The organism is Thiolapillus sp. (genome assembly GCF_048562965.1).
Classification (GTDB): Bacteria; Pseudomonadota; Gammaproteobacteria; order Chromatiales; family Chromatiaceae; genus Thiolapillus; species Thiolapillus brandeum_A.
On sequence record NZ_JBHNMF010000210.1, the window covers coordinates 1 to 5,539 of the forward strand.

A 5,539-nucleotide genomic window follows, 5' to 3' on the forward strand; every position below is an offset into this window, starting at 1 on the left:
GCACTGCCTATCGTGCGATTAATACGATCAAACAGTGTTTCAGCCATTAGAAATCCTCGAAGTCGTCCTCGTGATCTACATAGTACTTCAGTATCTTCAGGTTCAGCTGCGCATCCTCCTTCTCACCCAACTGAAGCAACCGCTGGCGGATCGCCACATAGACACCGGGGGAAATATCCAACGTGGTTATCTCATCCTGCCGGGCAATAGCCTCCAGCACCAGATTTGTTTTTTCCTCTTCGGTAAATACCAGGGGCTCACCCGCCTCGGCCTTCGCCATCAGCGCTGAGCGTGTCCGCTTTTGCAGAGCAAGATTGAGCACCGCCTTGTACCGGGCATCCACCCTGTTCCTCTTGAAAGCATTGCTGCCGCTGACCTTCCAGATATTAGGACCAACAATCGCCGGTGCCTCTGACACGATATTCTTAATGGCTTTATGCGTCTCTGACACGATCCCCTTATCCGCATTATCCAGTGCCTGCTTATACACCTGAAACGCATCAAACCCAAGGCCGTAATCTTTAGCATACGCCGCAAAATCAAGGCTCTTGATCTCAGATATCGACATGGAGGAGAACAGGGACGCGGCGTGCTTAAGCGTCATGGCCTTCGCCTTCGCCTGGGCACCGCGCTGGGCCTTCGACTTCTGCAACAGATCCGCCTGCTGCGTCATGGACATGTTAGCCAGCTGTGTGGGGGAAAGATCCTCGTACGTACCCCCAGACGCCAGCGTAAGCAGGCCCTCGCCATAGGCGTCCCGTTGCTCATCCCGGGCTACCTGCTCAGCTCTTGCTACCCGGTGCTCAATAAGCGCCAGCGCCTTCTGACGGACCTTAGGATCCGGGATACTGCGGGCCTCTTCGTACATCACAGTCACCGGCTTGTTCTCAGCGTAGATCTGATCCGACGCTGCCTGCGACATCGCCAGTACCTGCTCAGCCTCATCCACTTTGAGCTGACTCTCGATCTTCTTCCGAAGGGCCAGCGCCACATCCGGATCCAGTGACGTCACACGATCCTGCAACAACGCCGCGGCACGCCCCGTGTCGCCATTCGCCAGCGCGTAGACTACCGCATTCTCTGTAGCCTGACCCAGCGCTTTGGCACGCGTAGCAGCAATGACCTTCGGATCCGTGATCCCATTCATCGCCAGCATGCGCTCAGCCGCCTCCATCACGTCCATTGTGACTTCATCCAATTGCGCATCATCCCGATAAACCATCGCTACACGGTGCAGCGCCGTATTCATCTCAGAAGCCATCGCCTGCTTCTTCAGACTCTCCGCTTCTCTTAGCGTATAAGTCCCCATCTTCTGGAGTGCCTGCAACCGCATGGGCTCAATGCTCTTCCTGAAATCAGCCTGAACATTGGTGGGTAGCTCATCTTCCAGTGTCTGGGCCATCTCATCAAGATGCTTCACATAATCTTCCTGACTGTCCAGCGCATCCTCCCCCTTGCGCATGAGAAACCCATCCTCACTGTTATACAGCGACGAAAACACCTGCTCCTTGTACGAGGCCACCGCTGAATCCCGCTTAGCAGAATAGATGCCACGGGAAATGCTGGCCAGTGCCTGCGTGGCCATCCCCGCCGCACGCTGAAGCCCATCACCCGGCATCGCGCGCGTGGGCATCCGACTCAGGGATTGCGTAGGGCCTACACCCTCAGAAAGCACTGAACGTATCTTGACCGCCATCAGGTACCCTTGTACGCACTATAGGCATTCAGGGACTGCTGGGCCGCATTGCTCAACGCACGGAATGTAGTCCCGGACCAGGCAATCTGTGAGTTCCTGTACCGACTGGCCAGCGCCTCTTCATTGTACCTGTTCGTCTCCGCCATGCGCTGCGTATCCTCATTCCGAACCAAATCCGTATCCGCCGTGAACGTATCTGCGAGATCACTGCCCACGTCAATGCCATGCCCGGCGACCTTAGCAATCTGGTTCGCGCGAAGTGCCGCAATCTCCCGCGCCCGCTGCCTGTCAGCTACCTGTGCCTGCCGTATCTGCTCATCCCTCTCCAGCGACGCCGCCTTTATGTTGGCATCCGCCGCCGAATTGGCATTGCTTATCGTTGCTGCCGTTGAAACCGCAGTCAGCGCGATCGAAATGATAAAAAGTGTCAGGGGGTCCACGCTTTTCTCTCCATGTACGTAGTATCCGTCGCCATGTCATACGCATACGGCTTAAACCCTGCCAGCACAAGCAGCCGATACGCTTCCGGGTAGTCATCACGCTGCACAGTACATTTCATGCTAGCCTCTTTCAGGAACCGGCAGACCGCGCGCGCTACCCACACAGGGGAAGCAGCTTTCAAATCATAAGGAATAGCCATCCACCAAAGCCGGTCCCCTCCTTCCCATGAGTAGCCACACAACGCAACACATTCACCTTCTCCCGCCATCACGAAGAATGTCCGAGCTTCCTCAAACCCCATGAAAATACTGGGAATGTGCTCAGCTATCCAGCCCATGTCCTTCACCGACAGACGCTCAAGGACCTCCATCGCCCGGTACAGGACATAGCTGTCAAATTTTTTAACCACTTCCAACCGTAAGTTTTTCATTCTGAGAGCTCCCGCTTAGTACCCACGTTCACATCCAGCAGCAGCTCCAGCAAAACAACTTTGAAAGGATATGAACTCACCAGCTCGATCGTGGCATCCGCATTCTTCCAGGGAGTGTCCACGTCACAACCCCCCAGTGTTACAAGGTCCTCCCCCGCGAATGACGTGCTTGCCGACTTGGCAGTGACACCCTGTGGAACCACCAGAGACACCTTCGCCGAATCACCCACCGAATCATCCTGTAGCCTACCATAGGTATCATAAAACATGCCCACAACATGTGTAAGCTGAAGCTTCCGGCCAAGCTCTGTCTCCGCTAACACTTCCAGTCCATGCGTCCTCAACCTGAAATAATACGGAAAACCTACCAGGACCTGTCTCGCAGGCGTTGCTGTAGCAGGCAACGTCAGCGTGTCACCGGTAATACTGGCAGGGAAATGATCTCCCTTATCGGTAACAACATGTGCAGGCTTACCCACATACCTGCTGAGCTTTGGCGACGTAAAAGACCGTGTGTCTGTGCTGGATGCAACCTCTACGCTACTGTCCAGATACCTGCCAAGGCCATTGAGCGCCGTGTCTACAAACGTGTGCGTGAGCCGCTCAACGCACATGCCAGAAAACCCGGGGCGGCGCACAAACGCCAACGTGTGAAAGCTGGTGCCGTCGCTCGCCGTGACGATCTCAACGAAATCATCATGACCCGGGGTCGCGCCGGTGGACGTGTGCCTGGACATCCCAATGATGCTGTCTTCCGAATCCAGCGTAAAACTGTAAAGGTCGCCATTCTCCAGCACCAGCCAAAGTACCGGTACAGGATCCGCCATGAAGGTCATGTTCTTAATCCGGTGCTCAGAGAAGACATCCCGGACATCATGCAGAATATCCAGGTACTCCACGGAAGACGCACCCGGCATGTCGAACTGACCGCGCTTCACCAGCTTAAGGTTGTACCGGTCATAAGACACCACCGCCAGCGCGGAGCCTATGACAACCGGGGGCACACTGTCAGAACTGCCTATCCCCGCCAGCTTGTTGAATGAAATCGTGGAAGGCGCAATCGTACCATCGATATCCCCTTCCACAGCGTAGCACCCCGTATCCGTGAACATCAACGTACCGTTCAGCTCTGCGAACTGCGTGATCTTGAGCGAATCCGGGGCATTCACCGTCAGCACAATGGAATCTGTGGCTACCGTTGGCTGACGGCGAGAAAACACGGAGTACGTACCCGTTCGCGATAGCATGACCAGGTGCTTATTCTCCACCGCATTGGCATACACCGCGCGCTGCCCGATGAAGCTTACAATGCGGGGCTTTCGATTCGTAATAGGATCGTAGTACAGCGGCGCTGTGCGACTCTCATCCGGGCTGATGCGGTCATCAAGGAAGGATGTGGTGAGCGACTCCCCAATGTAGCCATACACCTCACTCCCGTTATTGATCTCTTTGTAGATACGATAGGTCTCTGCACCTGTGTCCGCGCTATACGTAACAGACAGAACTGCCGTTGCTTTAGCTGTTATCGACACCGCTTGCGAGGGAACGCTCTCCAGCCCTTCATCATCAACTGCGGTTACAACATAGCTACGCAGGACATTACGATCCCCGGAAGCACCCGCAGTATCTACAGTAACCGTGACCCCAGTCACTTTACCCACCGTCGTCGGAGGGCCAAAGCTCAAGGTCCTTACAGAGAACACACCCGCGCTGGACCTTTCCAGCATCTGAGGGATCTGCCCCAGTGACGTAAAGATCAACCCGCGCCCGTAGGCTGCAAAAGATACCTTACCCGCCTGCTGTGTGGCTATCTGAAATGTTGCAACAATACCGGGGGTCGTACCAAAGATATCAAGTACATATAAATGGGTATTGGAAATCGCAACAACGTAGTCATGCGTACCCCCAAAACCATAGGCGTAGGCCTGAACATAGGTCTCAGTGAAGTTGAACAGGTACTCGAAAGCAGGTCGCTTCATCACTGCACCCGTAGTCAGTATCAGGCCGTTCTGCAACAACCGGCACGACGCCCGGAACCAGGGCTTCTGATACTCCCCATAGCTGCTGGGCGTAATCATGCCCTTGGAGAAGTTACTTTGTGAGATCTTAGGCACTATTTGCGTGCCTTGATAAAGGAGCTCTCCGTATCCTGCAAACCCTTAGCCTGCACATAGGCCGACACACGGGCTTCCTTAATGGTCTCCATCGCGTATTTCCGATACTGGCTCGACAGCTTATAACCCGGGTCCAGACCTACGATAGCAGCCACGGCCTGCGACGCAATCCAGTAGACAACGGCCTGCGAGAACATCGGATCGAACTTATCCGGCTTATCCGCAAACGTTGTGCTGATGTACCTCGCGCGCGCATCCTCCGTGTTAGTGAATACCAGCGAATCCGCAGTAGCCGTAGACCCTACCTCGAACGCCGTATCCCCACGCTGGTGCTCGGGAGGCCAGGGCGCTTTACGCTCTGCGAAGACTTCGAGGATGCGCAGCGCATTAGCAGGGGAGGTATAGACATACTTCCAACCTGTAAGACTGGTGTGCGTAACCGCTGATAGGATAGCAGCCTCTGTGGCGAACGGCCAATCGCCGCTTTGCAAAACATACAGAACCGCGGACTTGTACACGCGGTTACACACCTTGGCGGCAAGCGTGCCATCACTCAAAGACGTGATGGCTGCCTCACTGAACAGGATCAGCGCCCGATTGCAAAGCTCCACGGGCGTAGGCATCAGTCAAACCGCTCTACACCCGTTGAGCCCTCATCCAGCTTTTCACCCTGGGAAGTAGGCTGAACCCCCTTCTTCGCCAGCTCAGTATCCGCGTGCCGATCAGGCAAAGGGGACGCAGCTACTTTCGCATCCGCAGGAACCTCTTCCAACCACGAAGGTACTTTACCCTTTTTATACTTAGGGGTTACATCGATGATCATATCGGGGAACACCAGGTCATTGTCCTTGGTAAACC

General features: G+C 55.1%; 6 protein-coding genes. All 6 read right to left on the reverse strand.

Features of this window, described 5'->3' with window-relative positions:
• Window positions 1-46: 46 nt before the first annotated feature.
• Window positions 47-1,696: a hypothetical protein gene (locus ACOCD2_RS11450; RefSeq protein WP_419625699.1), complete on the reverse strand. Its 1,650-nt coding sequence runs from the start codon at window positions 1,694-1,696 to the stop codon at window positions 47-49.
• Window positions 1,696-2,136: a hypothetical protein gene (locus ACOCD2_RS11455; RefSeq protein WP_419589455.1), complete on the reverse strand. Its 441-nt coding sequence runs from the start codon at window positions 2,134-2,136 to the stop codon at window positions 1,696-1,698. The genes ACOCD2_RS11450 and ACOCD2_RS11455 overlap by 1 nt, the downstream gene beginning before the upstream one ends.
• On the reverse strand, window positions 2,124-2,567 hold the full coding sequence (locus tag ACOCD2_RS11460) for a hypothetical protein (protein WP_419625700.1): 444 nt from the start codon (window positions 2,565-2,567) through the stop codon (window positions 2,124-2,126). Before ACOCD2_RS11460 ends, ACOCD2_RS11455 begins: the two co-directional genes overlap by 13 nt.
• Window positions 2,564-4,681, reverse strand: a complete 2,118-nt coding sequence (locus ACOCD2_RS11465) for a hypothetical protein (protein ID WP_419589453.1) — start codon at window positions 4,679-4,681, stop codon at window positions 2,564-2,566. Before ACOCD2_RS11465 ends, ACOCD2_RS11460 begins: the two co-directional genes overlap by 4 nt.
• The gene (locus tag ACOCD2_RS11470; protein WP_419589452.1) at window positions 4,681-5,304 is read right to left on the reverse strand and encodes a hypothetical protein; all 624 of its coding nucleotides are present in this window, start codon (window positions 5,302-5,304) and stop codon (window positions 4,681-4,683) included. Before ACOCD2_RS11470 ends, ACOCD2_RS11465 begins: the two co-directional genes overlap by 1 nt.
• The coding region (locus ACOCD2_RS11475) for a hypothetical protein (protein WP_419625701.1) at window positions 5,304-5,539 on the reverse strand (236 nt) is incomplete at its 5' end. The genes ACOCD2_RS11470 and ACOCD2_RS11475, both read right to left, overlap by 1 nt.

Bases quoted from the DNA above. Each gene is read 5' to 3' on its own strand.
- ACOCD2_RS11450 (WP_419625699.1), bottom strand. From the start codon at position 1,696: ATGGCGGTCAAGATACGTTCAGTGCTTTCTGAGGGTGTAGGCCCTACG.
- ACOCD2_RS11460 (WP_419625700.1), bottom strand. From the start codon at position 2,567: ATGAAAAACTTACGGTTGGAAGTGGTTAAAAAATTTGACAGCTATGTC.
- ACOCD2_RS11470 (WP_419589452.1), bottom strand. From the start codon at position 5,304: ATGCCTACGCCCGTGGAGCTTTGCAATCGGGCGCTGATCCTGTTCAGT.